Raw genomic sequence first — 15,523 nt, forward strand, 5'->3', positions numbered from 1 at the left:
GTTCGCCCTCCACTCCCATGCAATTTTTTGATTTAAGCCGTCAGTTTAAGTTCAGTGATATTCTGACACCTGTAAAAACCCTCCATGATTTATCCCAGCAAGAATGGTATTTGACCAAAATTCGGGTGGAACATGACTGTCTGTCCGACTCCGATACGGTCGAGGGACAGGTGGTTTTGAAATCCAGTGAAAATATTCAGCTCGAACTGGAATGGCTGATTCAGGATAGCGGTTATGAATTACAGGTTTTATTTAAAGGTGTAGAAACCGAAGCCACTGATGAGACCGGAATTATGTTGAAAGGTGCACAACTGGTCGATGAACAGCAGCAAGTACTCTCTACCCAAGCGTTGAGCTTATGGATTGATGGTACTCTTTTGCCGATGTTGCCCGAGATCCGTCAGGAAATTAAAGCACGTTTAAACTTATGGGATTATGTCGAATACGATAGCTAATCGCCGAATTTTGCATTTTTTAAAGAGCCCATGTGGCTCTTTTTTATAATCTGAGTGACGTTTTAGATTGATCAAACTGCCGTAGCTTCAGTCTTTTCAGGCAATGCTCAGCTAGTTAAGTTATTATAAAATTTATAAAAATAATAAGAGAATCAAGACATGATTTCTGATAGTGAATGGCAACAGATTCGCCAGGTGGTTGCTGATGCACAACAGGCTGCCATGCATTGCTCTATTGCAACAGTCAACCCCAAAGGCTTTCCTAGTATTACTCCGATCGGAACCATATTTCTCAACAAAAAGACCAGTATCGGTTTCTTCTTTGATACTTATTCCACTACTTTTTCTGAGAATTTACAGCATCAGCCGATGGCCTGCATACAGGCTGTGAACAGTAGCAAACTGTTTTGGTTTCATTCGTTACTTAAAGGGAAATTTAAGCGTTATCCAGGAGTACGCTTATATGCAGAAATTGGGCCTTTACGTCCGGCCTCACCTGAGGAAATACAGCAGGTGGAGTCGCGTATTCGAGCTTTAAAATGGACCAAAGGTAGCCAGTTAATCTGGTCCAGCTTTCATCATGTCCGGGAGATTAAAATTAATAGCCATCGCTGGGTTGAATATCCAAATATGAATAAATAAAGCCAATAACTTACAAATAGTAAGTTTATGTCTTGTCTGTAGCCTAAAACCTCTTTAACCATTTTATCTGATTATTGGATTAAATATTAAACTAGACCCACATGTTCAAACATCAATCGGTAACTTTCGGCTTTTTTCTCTAGAGAAACCGGATATGCTCGAGAAGATGAAGGCATGCGATATAAATACAGATCACGTCCGACAAAATGGGCCTCGCTAGGCTGACCAATACTCGGCTTTAAAGTCCCTTCAGGCATAGACAGCATCATGGTGTCTGTGGCCTTGTCGCCTGTGGTCATAATATGATTGCACTGCGGCATTTGGCTGAGTAGTTGCTCAATATTGGTAGGTACTACAATTTCCAAAAATTTGTCTGAAGCATTGCCCTTTAAACGCCGGATCTGATAGCCACTATCAAAAATCGCAATCCCCGTTTCTGTTAAAAACTCCCGGATCAATTGTTCCTGAAATTTTTTATTGGGTAGATCTAAAAAGTAATCTTTATTTTCAAAGAAAATCAGTCCAAAAATCCGCCACATATCATTTTGATAGTTTGGGTAATAAAAGTTCATTTTCCAGCGTGTGGCAGGTGGCGGAAAACTACCCAACATCAGTAATTTGGCATTGGGCGGTAAAAATGGCGGTAGCGGATGCGTTTCAATATCAGACATAGAATTAACTAAATTGAGAGATTTCAACTATTTTAGAAGGTCTTCCGAATCTTGCCAGCTACTTCTTGTCCCCAAAGTGTATAAACTTCCTTACTCGGATGAAAACCATCTGCAGCCATTTGTAAATTCATGGCACGATACTTCTCAATATCGTATTCAATCCATTGCATATTCACTTGCTGATTCACAAAATTTTCTAGTTGCTGGTTCATCTGTTTAGCATACTGGCCAAATAGCCAGGCTAAAGGATTCGGTAGCGCCGGAAACATATTCATTGGCGGCACACCGGCAGCAATGATCAGTTTCGGACTAAATTTTTGCTGAATTTTACTATAAAGCTGTTCCTGTTTCTGAATCCAAACCTCGACAGGTATCAGTTTGGTCACATCATTGACGCCAACCGACGTGACGATTACATCATAGTGCTGGACTTCTATTTGGTCCAAAGCATGAATTACTTTTGAGCTGGTATCGCCTGTTTTGGCCTGTAATTTCCAGTCAATTTCAAAGTCATCTTTCAGTTCATGCAGAATTGCACCCAGTAATGCGTCATCCTGATGTTCTACTCCTACACCTGCTGCTGCCGAATCCCCTAAAATCAGCAGAGACAGTTTGTTGCCGGTTCCGGTTTGACCTTCACGTGCACCTTCAGGTTCCGGCAGTCTTAGGGTATTTTTCTTGACACGATTACCCTGAATGACAAGTGCAGGAATCAAGGCAATGGTGGCGGCTTTCAGCAACATAGCGGGCTAATTTATATAGGGATATACTTAATTTTACCTGAGTTTATTCTTTTGAACTATTTCCTCAACAGTCATTTTAAATGAATGTTCACCTAAATTTAACTAAGATAGGATTCTTGCAAAATACAGGCTTATACATCTTGCCATTGGGTAAAACATCAAAGATAAATATAAAAAAATCCCGCTTAAAAACGGGATTTCTTATGGAAATTAAAGCTTAGATTTTATAGTCATTCCAGCGATTCATACGCTTAAAAGTTCCCACATCATTAAAACGCACGCCCACTTCTTTCATTACTTTATGCGCCGTTTTGGACGTCAGTTGACGGATATAAAATGGCTCTTTGACCACAAAATGATGAATCGCATGGGTCGAACCAAAATTACAGCAGAATAACTGGAACGGAACCATCCACCATGGATTGAGCACTTGGGTTTGTTTGATCACATCACGTGGATCAATATCGCCATAGTAATGCATATTTGAGCTGACAAACTGCAAGCTAAAAGAACGGATAAAGTTCGGAATCACCCAGATGACTGCCAGCAGATTTACAATCGGCATCGCGTCGACAATGCCTTGCGACCAGAGCATCTCATAACCGAATAGCGGTGAAACTGCATTTAAACCATGAAAGACCACAAACAGGTAGCACAATCCATAGTAAATAATGCTGAGAGGTAAAAAGCCAAATAGCTGAGAAATCATGGCAATTTTACGTTCTTTTTCAGGCTGTTTTTCCAGAAAAAGATGAATCATTTTAATCATCTGAAATGGACGCAGATACACTGACATCAACTGGTCACTAATCACCAGAATTCGGCGAATGCCCCAAGGCATACCATTACTGATGCCACGTTCTTCCAGGTCATGTTCAGTGCCTGAATATTTATGATGATGCAAATGTAAACGACGACGTGCCCACGGACTGATGGTGTTTGGACGTGCCAACCAGACCAGTGCCAGCATCAGATGATGTGCCCAAGGTGTTTTTTTGAAATACATATAATGAATCAGGTCATGTTCCAATTCATGGGTCAATGACGCAAAAATCGCAATCAAGGGAATGGTAAACCATGCTGAGAGATAACCTGTTCCATATGCTACCGCGCATGCAATCATGCCTGCCCAGGCAAAGCCTAAAATACTCGCACCGATAAAGTTCTGATGTTTGAGTATGGGATAACGAGCACGCACCTCTTCCCCGGCCTGGGTAACGATACTTCTGACCTTGGAGATTCGCTGCTGGTCAGTCATATCCGCAGATGTAGACATATGGACAACCTTTAATTTCTGAACGGTTGTACATTAAAGGAAATTCTAAAAAAGAGAAGTTATCTTTCCACTTTTAGAGTGAGTATGTCTAAGTTTTGGACAGTTTGGAAAAGTTCTTAAAATTGGCGAAAATTAGGAAAAGTAAAAGATGGTCTTTCTCATGAAACGAAAATTTAAAAGTAATTGATTTAATTGCAAATTCATCAATAAAATAAAAATATAATTTTTGATAATTTAAAACTTTATTTTAATAATCAATATATTAGGATTTATAAGATTTCGCTTTTTTGTAAATTCAAGCTATACATTTTTTAGAAAAAAATACTGATTCAGAAATTTTTCTCAGTTTGTCATAAAAAATAAAAAGAGAAGCGCTCTAGCTTCTCTTTTTATAGATCTAAGAGCGCTTTTAACCTAACTTGTTCACCAGTTTAAGTGGTAATACTTTCATGGCTAGACCGAGTGGCAACCAAGGCCATTTCGGCACATAAGCCTTAACTGGTGCTTTTTCAATTTCTGCTGCCAATAAACGCGAACCAGTTTTTTCATCTACTTCAAAAGGTAGCTTTTTTGCCCCTTCATTAATTTCAGTACGAATATATCCTGGGAAAATGGTGGTCACTTTTATTGGCGTATCGATCAATTCAGCTCGAATGCCTTCCGCTAAATGAGCCACGCCGGCCTTACTTGCACCATAAGCCGTTAAATGTTTTGGCATACCGCGCATTGCACTCATAGATGAAATCATCACCAGATGGCCAGAGTTTTGTGCACGGAAGATTTCAACTGCAGCTTCACATTGTGCTAATGCCGAAATAAAGTTGGTTTCAACCGTGGCTTTATTGATAGCAAAATTACCTTTACCAATCCGGCGGCCCTCACCGACACCAGCATTCACAATAACTCGGTCAATGGTGCCAAAGTCTTCTTTAAAAGCACGAAACACTTCAAACACTTGATCGTAATCGGTGACATCTAGTGTTTTGGCAATGACTTTGATGCCATATTGGCTTTCCAGTTCCTGCTTTAAGATTTCCAGACGCTCCAAACGACGTGCACAAATCGCCAGGTTATAGCCTTTTTTCGCAAATTCACGTGCCATACCGGCGCCGATCCCTGAACTTGCACCGGTAATTAAAATTGTTTTAGCCATGTATTTACCCTATTCCTTTATTTTTCTAGCGTATTAGGTTTTCAATCTCATTTTAAATCCAGGTCAATAAATCTGGACGCTGTGCTTTAATAAAATGATGTTCATTTAAACTGAGTAGTTGCGGTTCATTACCCACCAGACGTAGTGTCGTGATACTGGTATTGGTAATCGCCCAGTTCAGAGCAAAGGTTTTCTCCGGACTAAGGCCCAAAATTTTGCCTACAGCCACAGAAATCACCCCACCTGAGGTATAAACTACTGCATAGCGTGGTCGGCTTTTGGACAACTGGTCACACAGATTTTCTAAGCCGCTTTCCACGCGTGCTTTGAAACTTGGCCAAGATTCATCATATTCATGGTGATAATCATCGCCAGTCCAGCGTGCAATTGCACCGCTAAAAATCTTGCTCAGATAATCCCGTGGATTTTCATGTTCTGATACATCCTGTTTCAGCAATTCAGGCTGATTAAAGCGCGGCTCATAACGGGCGAATACCTGCTGATGATTAAATTCATTCCAGGCACTATCGGTCAGAATCTCACTTTCCGGAAAACATTTGTCCAGTGATAATTGCGCTGTCTGTTGATGGCGTTGCATGGAACCAGCCACCACATAAGGCGCTTCTTTCAGGATTTCGTCAAAATAGCGACCCAAAAGCTTTGCCTGTAACTCGCCGTTGGGCGAAAGTTGATCGTAACTTTCTGCGCCAAAAGAGGCCTGGCCATGCCGGATCAAGTAAATGGTTGTCATTTTGGCATTATCTCTTTAAATTTAAGCACATACTTTTGTGCAATCTCATTGGCTTCCAGTTTTTGCTTGCCAATCAGTTTTAAGGCACGAATATGCAAGGCATGAATCACCACCCAAAAATCCTTGAACGCTGGATTATTAGTCTGTTTATGGTAATAACGATAATAGATCTGCTGGGCAATCACCGCGAGACGGAAAATTCCGAACACCTCATAAAACGCCCAGTTTTCCGGTTGCAGGCCGGTTTTTCCCAAGTAGTAATCCACCACTTCTTTACGGGTAAACATACCTTTTAGATTGGTTGGCTGGCGGCGTGTTGCCTTAAAGATGGCATTGTCAGTATCTTCCACCCAATAGGCTAAAGCAGAACCTAGGTCCATGAGCGGATCGCCGAGTGTCGCCATTTCCCAGTCCAGTACGCCAATCACTTCAGTCGGATTTTCCGGATTTAAGATGACATTATCAAAACGCCAGTCATTATGAATCACACAGGTTTTAGAATCTGAAGGAATATTATCTTTAAGCCAGTTGCGCACATATTTAAACGATGGAACATTTAAAGTTTTAGCCTTTTCATAACGTACATCCCAGCCTTCGACCTGACGGCGACAATAGCCTTCACCCTTACCGAGATTTTCAAGTTCAGTTCCTTGATAAGGCACCTGATGCAATTCGATCAGTTTATCAATCACATTGATACATAAAGTCCGGATATCGGATTCAGTAAGCTGCAGCTCAGCTGGCATTTTGGCGCGAGGAATAATTCCTTCAAGCCGTTTCATCACATAGAAATCACAACCAATCACTGATTCATCCTGACAAAGCGCGACCATTTCAGGCACGACGGGATAATGTTCAGCCAAGGCTTTCTGCACATGATATTCACGTGCCATATCATGGGCTGATTTGGCTTTGGTACCTTGTGGCGGACGACGTAAAATTAAATCGGCATTGGCATACTGTAAACGGTAGGTCCAGTTTGAAGCTCCGCCTGAATATTGGGTCACTTGCACAGGGCCTTCAACATTCACATTTTGCTGAATTAACCAATTGGTGATGGCTTGTACATCCAGTTCTTCACCTGCACGAACTGCTCCACCTACATCAATAACCGCCATAATTTTTCCTTAAAATTTTTTAATACGTTGCAATTTTCTAGTTAAAGCCAGCTTATTTTTTGCGACGAGTACTGTAGCCACGTTTTGCCAGTTCCAGTTTGGCAATCATACCCTTATGCACTTCGTCCGGGCCATCAGCCAAACGCAAGGCACGTGCCTGAGCAAAAAATCCGGTTAATGGTGTATCCCGAGAAACACCGGCACCGCCGTGGATCTGGATGGCCATATCAACAACTTTTTCCAGCACACTTGGCGCAACGACTTTAATTGCAGAAATTTCAGTCAGTGCTGCCATATTCCCTAAAGTATCCATTTTATAGGCGGCATACAAGGTCAAAAGACGTGCCTGATCAATCGCAACCCGTGCTTCCGCGACACGCTCCAGGTTGCCACCGAGTTTTAAAATCTCTTTGCCAAATGCGCTACGGCTCATACCACGGTCAATCATCAACTCTAAGGATTTTTCCGCAGCACCAATACAGCGCATGCAATGATGAATACGGCCTGGTCCTAAACGACCTTGAGCAATTTCAAAACCCTGACCGGCGCCACCAATAAAATTCGCTACCGGAACGCGGACATTTTCAAAACTGACTTCGCCGTGGCCATGTGGTGCATCGTAGTCACCAAACACTGGCAGCATACGTTCAATTTTTACCCCTGCGGTATTTACCGGAACTAGAACCATCGAATGCTGATGATGACGGTCTTTTGTTTCATCTGGGGTATGCGCCATAAAAATAATGATTTTGGCATTCGGATCGCCCAGACCTGACGACCACCATTTACGGCCATTCAAAACAATCTCATCACCTTCCACCATCGCCGTTGCCTGCATATTGGTGGCATCGCTGGATGCAACTGCAGGTTCAGTCATACAAAAGACCGAACGGATTTTTCCTTCTAAAAGTGGCATGAGCCATTGTTGTTTTTGTTCTTCAGAACCATAACGCCACAATACTTCCATATTGCCGCTGTCTGGCGCATTACAGTTAAATACGACTGGCGCAATCAGGCTACGTCCGGAAAGTTCAGCAATATGCGCATATTCCTGAATCGATAAACCCTGGCCAAGCTCAGGACAAGGCAAAAACATATTCCAAAGGCCAGCTGCCTTGGCTTTGGCTTTTAAGTTTTCCAGTTCTGCTGGCCATTGCCATTTGGTCCAGTCACCGCCTTGATTCAACTCATGAACCTGCTGCCAGAAATCAGCTTCAACTGGTTCAATTTCATCAGCAATAAATTTTTTGGTTCTATTTAAATAATCTTGTGCACGTGCTGAAAGCTCAAACATCTCTTTATCCCTCTAAATATTCTAATTCATACGCTTTACAACACATTAACCCAAAACCTATTATGAATAAAATGATTTTAACCCATACAATATTATGCATAGTATTCATTCCAAAACAGTTATGGACCTGCGAAATTTTCATCGTATCGACATTAACCTTTATCCGCTTTTTATGGCAATTTATGAGCAGAACAGTATTTCTAAAGCTGCACAGATTTTATCAGTTAGCCAGTCTGCTGCCAGTCATGCTTTACAACGTTTAAGACAGCATTTACAGGATGATTTATTTGTACGTACTGGCAGCAAAATGCAACCTACGCCGTTTGCGGAACAGATCTATCCTGAGCTGAAGAATGCACTTTTTGCGATTCAAAATATTTCAATACAGCATCAGCACTTCAGACCGGAAATGATTCAGAGTTTGAAAATTGCCGTACATGATGAAATTGAGCCAATGATCTTTCCCAGACTGGTTCAGCACTTTCAACAACTCAATCTGGAAATTCAACTTAGCAGCATGAAGCTGGACCGTAAAAATATAGCAGCAGACCTCGCCTCTCAACAGGTCGATTTTGTCATAGATCTGGAACAAAACATTGCTGAAAAAATCCAGTTTGAGCGTCTGGTTCAAGATGAATTTGTAGTGTGTACACAATTAACAGAAATGAATGAGCAGATTTATCTTGCCTCACCTCATATTGGCGTGTCATCACGCCGTACTGGCGTTTTAGTTGAGGATATTTATTTAAGCCGTAAACAATATTCACGACAGATTTTTTTACGCTGTCAGCATTACTCAACTGCTCTGCAAATTTTGGAACAACAAAAGACAGCTATGCTGACTATTCCTAAAAATGTATTGGTACATTTACAATTGGCTACCAGTCTAAATATTTTTGAAGTCCCTGTGGAACTGCCGAAAATTAATATGGGGATATATTGGCATAAGGATTTGCACGAGAATAAGAGACATCAATTTTTGAGAGCTGAAATTTATAAAATTTTTACTTAGGCTATTTATAAAGAAATTTAAATTGCTTAGGCTATTTTATATATAAGTTTAGATGGTTGCAGATTCATCTTTTCGCCAGAAAAATGCACTTAGGCTATTTTAGCTGGTACAAAACTAAACACTGAGTGATTAGCTTTTAATCCGTAGATCTACTGGCTTTGCTCTAGAATGGCTCGACTTTTAGCTGTGATTTTACAGCTGGTTTTGCTGATTTGGATCTTGCCTTTGTTAAATCTCTCCACCACCTGGCAAATTGTGCTGGGTCTAGTACTGCTATGTTTTTCTTATTATCTGCTGCATAAGATTACAGTTTATTTAAAAGATGTTTTCCGTCCCTTTAAGAAAGGCAAAAAATACTGGTGCCGTGTAAAAGCTGTAAGTGACGGTGATACCCTCACCTGCTACCGTTTTAACATTCGTCGCTCTGAAACCAAATTGCGCTTTGCTTTTGTCGATGCCCCCGAATCATCGCAAGCCTATGGTAAAGAATCGCAGCGTCTGGTCAAAAGCATGGTGAATAATAAAATGATTCGGGTCAAGATAACCGACATTGACCGTTATGGCCGTTGTGTCGGTGTGGTCTATCGCTATCGCAAAAATATCAATGAAGAGATTGTCAAACGTGGTGCAGCGTGGGTCTATGAAGAATATATTAAGGACAAAAATCATTTACGCTATATGATGGAGCTGCAAAATAAAGCCAAGAAACAGAAAAAAGGTCTTTGGAAAAGTAGCCGTCCTGTACGTCCAAGTGTTTATCGTAAACAGGTAAAATCGTCAATTTGATTTTATCAAATATAAATTGCAAATAATAAAAAGTGATCAGGACATTCAGATCACTTTTTTTCATTTATTTTAGTTTTACCGATTTAATAAGCCAAATGCACCAGAAAGCGGAATGCGCCGGCAATCAGAGCCAGCGTTAAAAATCCTGCCAGCCATAATCCTAAAAACCATAATGCCTGTTTGCCTTTCATGACCACTCCTTAATGATAGCCATCATCGCCGACCCTGACCTTATGCCGGAACACCCAATAGGACATACCCGTATAAATCACAATAATTGGAATCAGGATCAAAGCACCAATCAAAGCAAATAACTGGCTATTTTCATGCGCTGCTGCCTGCCAGATTGTTACGCTCGGCGGAATAATATATGGCCATAGACTGATCAAGAATCCAGTATAATCGAGGAAAACCAGAACCAGCATATAGGTAAATGGACCTAATTCACTGCGTCTTTTACAGGCACGTAAGGCCAGCCAGGTAAATAGCAGAACCAGAACTGGAACTGGCATAAAATAGGTGAATTGTGGCTGACTAAACCAGCGTTCGGCAATCTGTGGATGGGTCAACGGCGTATAAATACTGACAGCACCCAATATGATCAGCAAGGCAATAATCAGCTTAGGCATTAGTTTAAACATTCGATCCTGCAAATCATCTCCGGTTTTATAGATGAGCCAGCCACAGCCTAATGCCGCATAGAGCACCACCACACTGATTCCGGTGAAGATGCTGAATGGAGTGAGCCAGTCCAGACCACCACCAACATAGACACCATTTCGAGTTTCAATGCCCTGAATATAAGCGCCTAAAATCATGCCTTGCAGGAAACTGGTGATCGCAGAACCACCGATAAAGGCTTTATCCCACCAATGCTTACTGCGGTTTGCCTTGAAGCGGAATTCAAAAGCCACGCCGCGGAAAATCAAGGCAATCACCATCAGAATAATTGGCATATACAGCGCCGAGAGTACGGTCGAGTAAGCGAGTGGAAAAGCTGCAAATAACCCTGCACCGCCCAAAACCATCCAGGTTTCATTGCCATCCCAGACCGGAGCCACGGTATTCATCATGACATCACGTTCATCCTGATGCGGAAAGAAAGGAAACAAGATGCCGATGCCCAGATCGAAACCATCGAGAATGGTATAAATCAATACACCCAAACCAATAATCACAATCCAGATTAATGATAAATCAATCATTTTTTATCCTCCTGATCCGGTTGTTCAGGAACTTCTTCGATACGTTCGCGAATACTACTTAATGGCCGGCGTGAAGCCTGCACTACATCGCTATCTGATTCATGATCTGGTCGGGTATGAATAAACTCTGGACCTTTGTGCATCAGACGCAACATGTAGTAAATCCCGATACCAAATACCACACAGTAGACGACTACAAAAATAATCAGAGTCAGCCCCACCTGTTCAGCGGAAACCGGAGACAATGCATCCTTGGTACGCATGATGCCGTAGACTACCCAAGGCTGACGGCCGACTTCTGTGGTAAACCATCCCGCCAGCATGGCAATAAATCCGGAAGGTCCCATAATCAAGGCAAATCGATGCAATGCACGGGATTCATAAAAGCGACCACGGGTACGTGCCCACGCTCCCCATAACGCCAGTAACAGCATCAATACGCCGAGTCCGACCATAATCCGGAAGCTCCAGAACACCACCAGCGAATTCGGCCGGTCTTCAGGCGCAAAGTCTTTAAGTCCTGTAACCTTTCCATCCATCGAGTGGGTTAAAATCAGGCTACCCAAGTTGGGAATTGCGACTGCATATTTGGTTTCTTCGGCTTCCATATCTGGAATACCAAAGAGATATAAGGGCATGCCTTCATCATGATTGGTTTCCCAGTGCCCTTCCATGGCTGCAAGTTTGGCGGGCTGATGTTCAAGGGTATTAATTAATACCGTGCATATCACCGACGATGACCTGTAAGGGCGCGAGTACCAGAAGCAGCCACATCGCCATGGAAAATGAAGTCTTGACCAGTGCATCACGACGGCCTTTGATCAGATGCCATGCGGCTGTAGCAGCGACCAGTAATGCGGAAACCAGAAAGGCAGCCATAGCCATATGGGCCAGACGATAAGGGAAAGATGGGTTAAACACGATAGCAACCCAGTCTTGTGGAACAATCAGGCCATTTTCAATCGCAAAGCCTTGTGGGGTCTGCATCCAGCTATTGGACGATAGAATCCAGAACATGGAAATACAGGTTCCTATTGCAACCATCAAGGTCGAGAAAAAGTGCGCCTTTGGTCCCACTCGCCCCCAACCAAATAACATGATGCCCAGAAAGCCCGCTTCCAGAAAGAAAGCGGTGAGTACTTCATAGGCCAATAAAGGTCCAGTCACACTGCCTGCTATCCGGGAAAACTCACTCCAGTTGGTTCCAAACTGGTAGCTCATGACCACACCAGAGACGACGCCCATCCCGAACGCCACAGCGAAAATTTTTACCCAAAATTTGAACAGATCTTGAAAAATCGGGTTTCGGGTTTTGAGCCAGCGCCATTCCAGAATGGCCAGAAAGCTAGCCAAGCCAATAGAAATTGCCGGAAAAATGATATGAAAAGATACAGTAAAGGCGAACTGTATTCGTGCTAACTCTAATGCAGTTAAACCCAGAGTCATAAGCTTCACCTATGCATTGTTATTTGGCATCTTTGCCCTTCAATTTTTAAGTCATGAATTTTTCTAGTGACATGGTTAGCTTAGGCGTGGCTGTTATAAAAAGTATGTAGTCTTTTGTTGATTATTTTTTAATCAGGTTAAACTGTGTAAGTGCTGCTAGCAGAGAAAATATTGCTCTCAATAATTTTTAAAAGTCTTCTCTTGAGCTTTGGATAAAACAGGCGTAAATTAGACCTAAATTTAGTTACCCAGGTTAACTAACCATATGTTTTCCGAATCTCCCCGACTTCGTACGCTGTTATTACGCTGCGCACGACTGATGAGCGATGAGATCAATACGATCTTGTTGTCATCTCAATTAAATTATTCCTTATGGCAGGTGTTATACGTTATCCAGTCAAAGCAGCAATGCACGCTGGCAGATATTTCCAGTTATCTCAATGTATCCAAGCCCGGCATTACCAAGCGGATTCAGCAACTGGTTGAACTCGATCTGATTGCCCAACTCGAAACTGAAGATAAGCGTCAAAAGCTGTTCAAGCTGAGTGAGCAAGGAATTGAGACCTTTGCGATGTGTTCCACCCAGATCGATGCATTTGAAGATCAGTTGCTTGAGCACATTGCATCAGATGATCTTGAAGGCAGCAAAAATACCTTGATGCAACTCATTCAGCAGTTATATCCCTCATCTCAGGACAGACCTCAATGAGCCAAGAACAAGAAGCGCCTTTATGGACGCCCAATTTTATCCTGATCAGTCTGGTAAATTTCCAGCTGGTTCTGGTGTTCTACTTGCTGGTGATCGTGATTGTCGGCTACTCGGTTGCTGAGCTAGGTGCGTCGACTGCGCAAGCCGGTCTGGTATCCGGTCTGTTTATTGTGGGTACGTTATTCGGACGATTATTGATCGGAAAATTACTGAATCGTCTGGGCCTAAAAAATACGCTTGTCATTGGTTTGACTGGTTTTCTTCTCTTTTCCGGACTGTATATGATTCCGGCCAAGCTGGAGGTTTTATTAGGTATCCGGCTGATACACGGCTTTATGATGGGTATGGCTTCTACTGTACTGGGTACAGTGATTGCACAGACCATTCCTGCCACACGGCGTGGTGAAGGAATTGGCTATTTCAGCATGAGCAGTACCCTTGGCACAGCGATTGGTCCCTTTGTCGGAATCTGGTTGATGACAAATTTTAATTATCAGGTAATTTTCATCTTTACCAGTATCGTTGCGCTCAGCTGCCTGATCTGTGGACTGTTTATCCAGCCACCACGTCTTAAAGCCAGTACGCTAAGCTCATCATCTACTCCACAAAGCACCAGCAAACTGGCCCAATATATTGAACCGAATGCCTTACCCATTGCCGTGATTGTGTTGCTAGTAGCGACGTGTTATTCAGGTATATTGTCGTTTATTCACTTTTATGCCAAAGAAATCAATCTGGTCGAAGCAGCATCATTCTTTTTCTTAATGTATGCCTTTGCCATTTTGTTGTCGCGCCCTTTTACCGGCCCACTTATGGACCGTAAAGGCGAAAATATCATTATCTATCCTGCCATTGTGATTATGGCACTAGGGATTTTTCTGCTGAGTCAGGCACAGAATTCTGTGATGTTACTTACTAGTGCAGCATTGCTCGGTTTTGGTTTCGGGAATATCCAGTCGGTCTGTCAAACCATTGCGGTGAAAAGTACGACATTACAGCGTATGGGTCTAGCAACCTCAACCTTCTTTATTGCTCTGGATGCCGGGCTTGGTTTTGGCCCTTATTTCCTGGGTATGCTGCTGGACCAGATTGGTTATAGCCAGCTTTATCTGTTCTCGGCGCTGCTCACCCTGAGCTGTCTGGTCTGGTATTACCTGCTGCATGGCAGGAAAGCAGGAAAAGTAAGGCCTTCTCATTAAACGTTTTTAAAAGCGCCGGCTAAACCGGCGCCGGTATTCCAACGGCGTCAGACCGGTTTTTTTATGAAATAAACGGCGGAATGAACTTGGGTCCTGATAGCCGACATTTTGCATAATCACATCGACTGCCTGATCAGTTTCTTCCAGGCGTTTACGTGCGGCTTCAATCCGGATCGCTTGCAGGTACTGGTTTGGCGGTATGTCTAAGGCTTGTTTAAAGCGTCGAATCAGGGTTCGGCCGGTCACATTAAACTGTTCCGCCAGCGCGTTCAAACTAAAATCTTCATGAAAATGCTGCTCTAGCCAGTTCTGGATTTTTTGTACCAGTTCATCATGGTGCGGCTGGCCAATATTCAGTAATGAATAAGACAATTGGCTGTCACGGCGGTAATCAATTACAAAAGATTTAGCCGATTGCATGGCCACCTCAAATCCATAAAAACGCTCAATCAGATGCAAACCCAGGTCAAACCAGGCCAAGCCTCCACCCGCACAATAGATATTCTGATCCCGGCTAATCATCAGATCGGCATTCAGTTTCACCTTAGGATAACGTGAACGGAACATGTCCTGAAAACCCCAATGCGTTGTTGCAACTCGGTCATCTAAAATGCCTGCTTCTGCCAGAAAAAAATTCCCCGTACAGTTTCCTGCAATTAAAGTCGCCTCTGCATGTGCAGATTTTAAAAAATGAATCAGTTCTGGATTCTGTTGCAATACATCCTGAATCGGTGCAGCGATGGTCGGTACCACCAGAATATCTGCAGTTTGAATCTCTTGATAAGAAAAATGTGCCTGCAACTGCAGCCCATTGATACACCGAATCGGATGTCCCTCCGGACTGGCGATACTCACCTTAAACAGGCGCTGTACGTCCTGCTGCTGGATCCGGTTCCAGCTTACGCCAGCCATAGTAAATAAATCGACCACACCCGTAATGGCCGAAGCCAGAGCCCCATGAAAGCCTAAAATCACCACCTGTTGCATACTTTACTAATTGTCACTTTTCACCCGATTCATGTCATTATTGACAATCCTCCTCAATAAAAGCAACTGCTAGTCT

The 15,523-nt window shown here is 42.7% G+C and carries 16 protein-coding genes and 1 pseudogene; 6 read left to right on the plus strand and 11 right to left on the minus strand.

What is annotated here, in order from left to right; genetic code table 11:
- Nucleotides 1–17: 17 nt before the first annotated feature.
- Together PV763_RS08355 and PV763_RS08360 are read left to right on the plus strand one after the other, a co-directional pair.
- Nucleotides 18–455: a hypothetical protein gene (locus PV763_RS08355; RefSeq protein ID WP_420937649.1), complete on the plus strand. Its 438-nt coding sequence runs from the start codon at nucleotides 18–20 to the stop codon at nucleotides 453–455.
- 159 nt (nucleotides 456–614) lie between these two features.
- On the plus strand, nucleotides 615–1,097 hold the full coding sequence (locus PV763_RS08360; protein ID WP_420937650.1) for a pyridoxamine 5'-phosphate oxidase family protein: 483 nt from the start codon (nucleotides 615–617) through the stop codon (nucleotides 1,095–1,097).
- An 86-nt stretch (nucleotides 1,098–1,183) separates the two neighbouring features.
- On the opposite strand, the gene PV763_RS08365 is transcribed toward PV763_RS08360, so the two are convergent.
- The 7 genes from PV763_RS08365 to PV763_RS08395 form a co-directional block, all read right to left on the minus strand.
- Entirely contained in the window at nucleotides 1,184–1,768 is a 585-nt protein-coding gene (locus PV763_RS08365; RefSeq protein ID WP_044108343.1) for a uracil-DNA glycosylase family protein, read from the minus strand.
- A 32-nt stretch (nucleotides 1,769–1,800) separates the two neighbouring features.
- Nucleotides 1,801–2,511, minus strand: a complete 711-nt coding sequence (locus PV763_RS08370; protein ID WP_004280437.1) for an SGNH/GDSL hydrolase family protein — start codon at nucleotides 2,509–2,511, stop codon at nucleotides 1,801–1,803.
- A 217-nt stretch (nucleotides 2,512–2,728) separates the two neighbouring features.
- Nucleotides 2,729–3,787, minus strand: a complete 1,059-nt coding sequence (locus tag PV763_RS08375; RefSeq protein WP_004280438.1) for a fatty acid desaturase — start codon at nucleotides 3,785–3,787, stop codon at nucleotides 2,729–2,731.
- Between the two features lie 409 nt (nucleotides 3,788–4,196).
- A complete protein-coding gene (locus PV763_RS08380; RefSeq protein ID WP_004280440.1) occupies nucleotides 4,197–4,940 on the minus strand; it encodes an SDR family oxidoreductase in 744 nt (247 codons plus the stop codon).
- 52 nt (nucleotides 4,941–4,992) lie between these two features.
- Nucleotides 4,993–5,691: a histidine phosphatase family protein gene (locus PV763_RS08385; RefSeq protein WP_071850090.1), complete on the minus strand. Its 699-nt coding sequence runs from the start codon at nucleotides 5,689–5,691 to the stop codon at nucleotides 4,993–4,995.
- Nucleotides 5,688–6,809 (minus strand): phosphotransferase family protein, encoded by a 1,122-nt coding sequence (locus tag PV763_RS08390; RefSeq protein WP_004731178.1) that lies wholly within the window; start codon nucleotides 6,807–6,809, stop codon nucleotides 5,688–5,690. The genes PV763_RS08385 and PV763_RS08390 overlap by 4 nt, the downstream gene beginning before the upstream one ends.
- A gap of 52 nt (nucleotides 6,810–6,861) precedes the next feature.
- Nucleotides 6,862–8,103 (minus strand): acyl-CoA dehydrogenase family protein, encoded by a 1,242-nt coding sequence (locus PV763_RS08395; RefSeq protein WP_420937651.1) that lies wholly within the window; start codon nucleotides 8,101–8,103, stop codon nucleotides 6,862–6,864.
- A 94-nt stretch (nucleotides 8,104–8,197) separates the two neighbouring features.
- On the opposite strand from PV763_RS08395, the gene PV763_RS08400 reads away from it, so the two are divergent.
- Both PV763_RS08400 and PV763_RS08405 read left to right on the plus strand, forming a co-directional pair.
- On the plus strand, nucleotides 8,198–9,115 hold the full coding sequence (locus tag PV763_RS08400; protein ID WP_005266278.1) for a LysR family transcriptional regulator: 918 nt from the start codon (nucleotides 8,198–8,200) through the stop codon (nucleotides 9,113–9,115).
- Nucleotides 9,116–9,283: 168 nt separating this feature from the next.
- Entirely contained in the window at nucleotides 9,284–9,901 is a 618-nt protein-coding gene (locus tag PV763_RS08405) for a thermonuclease family protein (RefSeq protein WP_253148646.1), read from the plus strand.
- A gap of 83 nt (nucleotides 9,902–9,984) precedes the next feature.
- On the opposite strand, the gene PV763_RS08410 is transcribed toward PV763_RS08405, so the two are convergent.
- The 3 genes and pseudogenes from PV763_RS08410 to PV763_RS08420 form a co-directional block, all read right to left on the minus strand.
- Nucleotides 9,985–10,092 carry a DUF2474 domain-containing protein gene (locus PV763_RS08410; RefSeq protein WP_253148644.1) on the minus strand — a complete coding sequence of 36 codons (108 nt, stop codon included), beginning with the start codon at nucleotides 10,090–10,092 and terminating at the stop codon, nucleotides 9,985–9,987.
- 9 nt (nucleotides 10,093–10,101) lie between these two features.
- Nucleotides 10,102–11,106, minus strand: a complete 1,005-nt coding sequence (gene cydB, locus PV763_RS08415; RefSeq protein ID WP_420937652.1) for a cytochrome d ubiquinol oxidase subunit II — start codon at nucleotides 11,104–11,106, stop codon at nucleotides 10,102–10,104.
- Nucleotides 11,103–12,552: pseudogene (locus tag PV763_RS08420) on the minus strand (cytochrome ubiquinol oxidase subunit I). The gene cydB and the pseudogene PV763_RS08420 overlap by 4 nt, the downstream one beginning before the upstream one ends.
- A 265-nt stretch (nucleotides 12,553–12,817) precedes the next feature.
- Between PV763_RS08420 and PV763_RS08425 the strand changes: the two are divergent.
- Nucleotides 12,818–13,261 carry a MarR family winged helix-turn-helix transcriptional regulator gene (locus tag PV763_RS08425; RefSeq protein WP_085064433.1) on the plus strand — a complete coding sequence of 148 codons (444 nt, stop codon included), beginning with the start codon at nucleotides 12,818–12,820 and terminating at the stop codon, nucleotides 13,259–13,261.
- Nucleotides 13,258–14,460, plus strand: coding sequence for an MFS transporter (locus PV763_RS08430; protein ID WP_085064434.1), 1,203 nt, complete (start codon nucleotides 13,258–13,260; stop codon nucleotides 14,458–14,460). The genes PV763_RS08425 and PV763_RS08430 overlap by 4 nt, the downstream gene beginning before the upstream one ends.
- Before the next feature lie 6 nt (nucleotides 14,461–14,466).
- Here PV763_RS08430 and PV763_RS08435 read toward each other — a convergent pair whose 3' ends face one another.
- On the minus strand, nucleotides 14,467–15,447 hold the full coding sequence (locus PV763_RS08435) for a GlxA family transcriptional regulator (RefSeq protein WP_420937653.1): 981 nt from the start codon (nucleotides 15,445–15,447) through the stop codon (nucleotides 14,467–14,469).
- Nucleotides 15,448–15,523: the final 76 nt, after the last annotated feature.

The organism is Acinetobacter sp. AS5, from assembly GCF_048957595.1.
Classification (GTDB): Bacteria; Pseudomonadota; Gammaproteobacteria; order Pseudomonadales; family Moraxellaceae; genus Acinetobacter.

What these genes read in the sequence shown, in the direction of transcription:
- PV763_RS08355 (WP_420937649.1), top strand. Translation starts at nt 18, where the DNA reads ATGCAATTTTTTGATTTAAGCCGTCAGTTTAAGTTCAGTGATATTCTG.
- PV763_RS08360 (WP_420937650.1), top strand. Translation starts at nt 615, where the DNA reads ATGATTTCTGATAGTGAATGGCAACAGATTCGCCAGGTGGTTGCTGAT.
- PV763_RS08365 (WP_044108343.1), bottom strand. Translation starts at nt 1,768, where the DNA reads ATGTCTGATATTGAAACGCATCCGCTACCGCCATTTTTACCGCCCAAT.
- PV763_RS08370 (WP_004280437.1), bottom strand. Translation starts at nt 2,511, where the DNA reads ATGTTGCTGAAAGCCGCCACCATTGCCTTGATTCCTGCACTTGTCATT.
- PV763_RS08375 (WP_004280438.1), bottom strand. Translation starts at nt 3,787, where the DNA reads ATGTCTACATCTGCGGATATGACTGACCAGCAGCGAATCTCCAAGGTC.
- PV763_RS08380 (WP_004280440.1), bottom strand. Translation starts at nt 4,940, where the DNA reads ATGGCTAAAACAATTTTAATTACCGGTGCAAGTTCAGGGATCGGCGCC.
- PV763_RS08385 (WP_071850090.1), bottom strand. Translation starts at nt 5,691, where the DNA reads ATGACAACCATTTACTTGATCCGGCATGGCCAGGCCTCTTTTGGCGCA.
- PV763_RS08390 (WP_004731178.1), bottom strand. Translation starts at nt 6,809, where the DNA reads ATGGCGGTTATTGATGTAGGTGGAGCAGTTCGTGCAGGTGAAGAACTG.
- PV763_RS08395 (WP_420937651.1), bottom strand. Translation starts at nt 8,103, where the DNA reads ATGTTTGAGCTTTCAGCACGTGCACAAGATTATTTAAATAGAACCAAA.
- PV763_RS08400 (WP_005266278.1), top strand. Translation starts at nt 8,198, where the DNA reads ATGCATAGTATTCATTCCAAAACAGTTATGGACCTGCGAAATTTTCAT.
- PV763_RS08405 (WP_253148646.1), top strand. Translation starts at nt 9,284, where the DNA reads ATGGCTCGACTTTTAGCTGTGATTTTACAGCTGGTTTTGCTGATTTGG.
- PV763_RS08410 (WP_253148644.1), bottom strand. Translation starts at nt 10,092, where the DNA reads ATGAAAGGCAAACAGGCATTATGGTTTTTAGGATTATGGCTGGCAGGA.
- cydB (WP_420937652.1), bottom strand. Translation starts at nt 11,106, where the DNA reads ATGATTGATTTATCATTAATCTGGATTGTGATTATTGGTTTGGGTGTA.
- PV763_RS08425 (WP_085064433.1), top strand. Translation starts at nt 12,818, where the DNA reads ATGTTTTCCGAATCTCCCCGACTTCGTACGCTGTTATTACGCTGCGCA.
- PV763_RS08430 (WP_085064434.1), top strand. Translation starts at nt 13,258, where the DNA reads ATGAGCCAAGAACAAGAAGCGCCTTTATGGACGCCCAATTTTATCCTG.
- PV763_RS08435 (WP_420937653.1), bottom strand. Translation starts at nt 15,447, where the DNA reads ATGCAACAGGTGGTGATTTTAGGCTTTCATGGGGCTCTGGCTTCGGCC.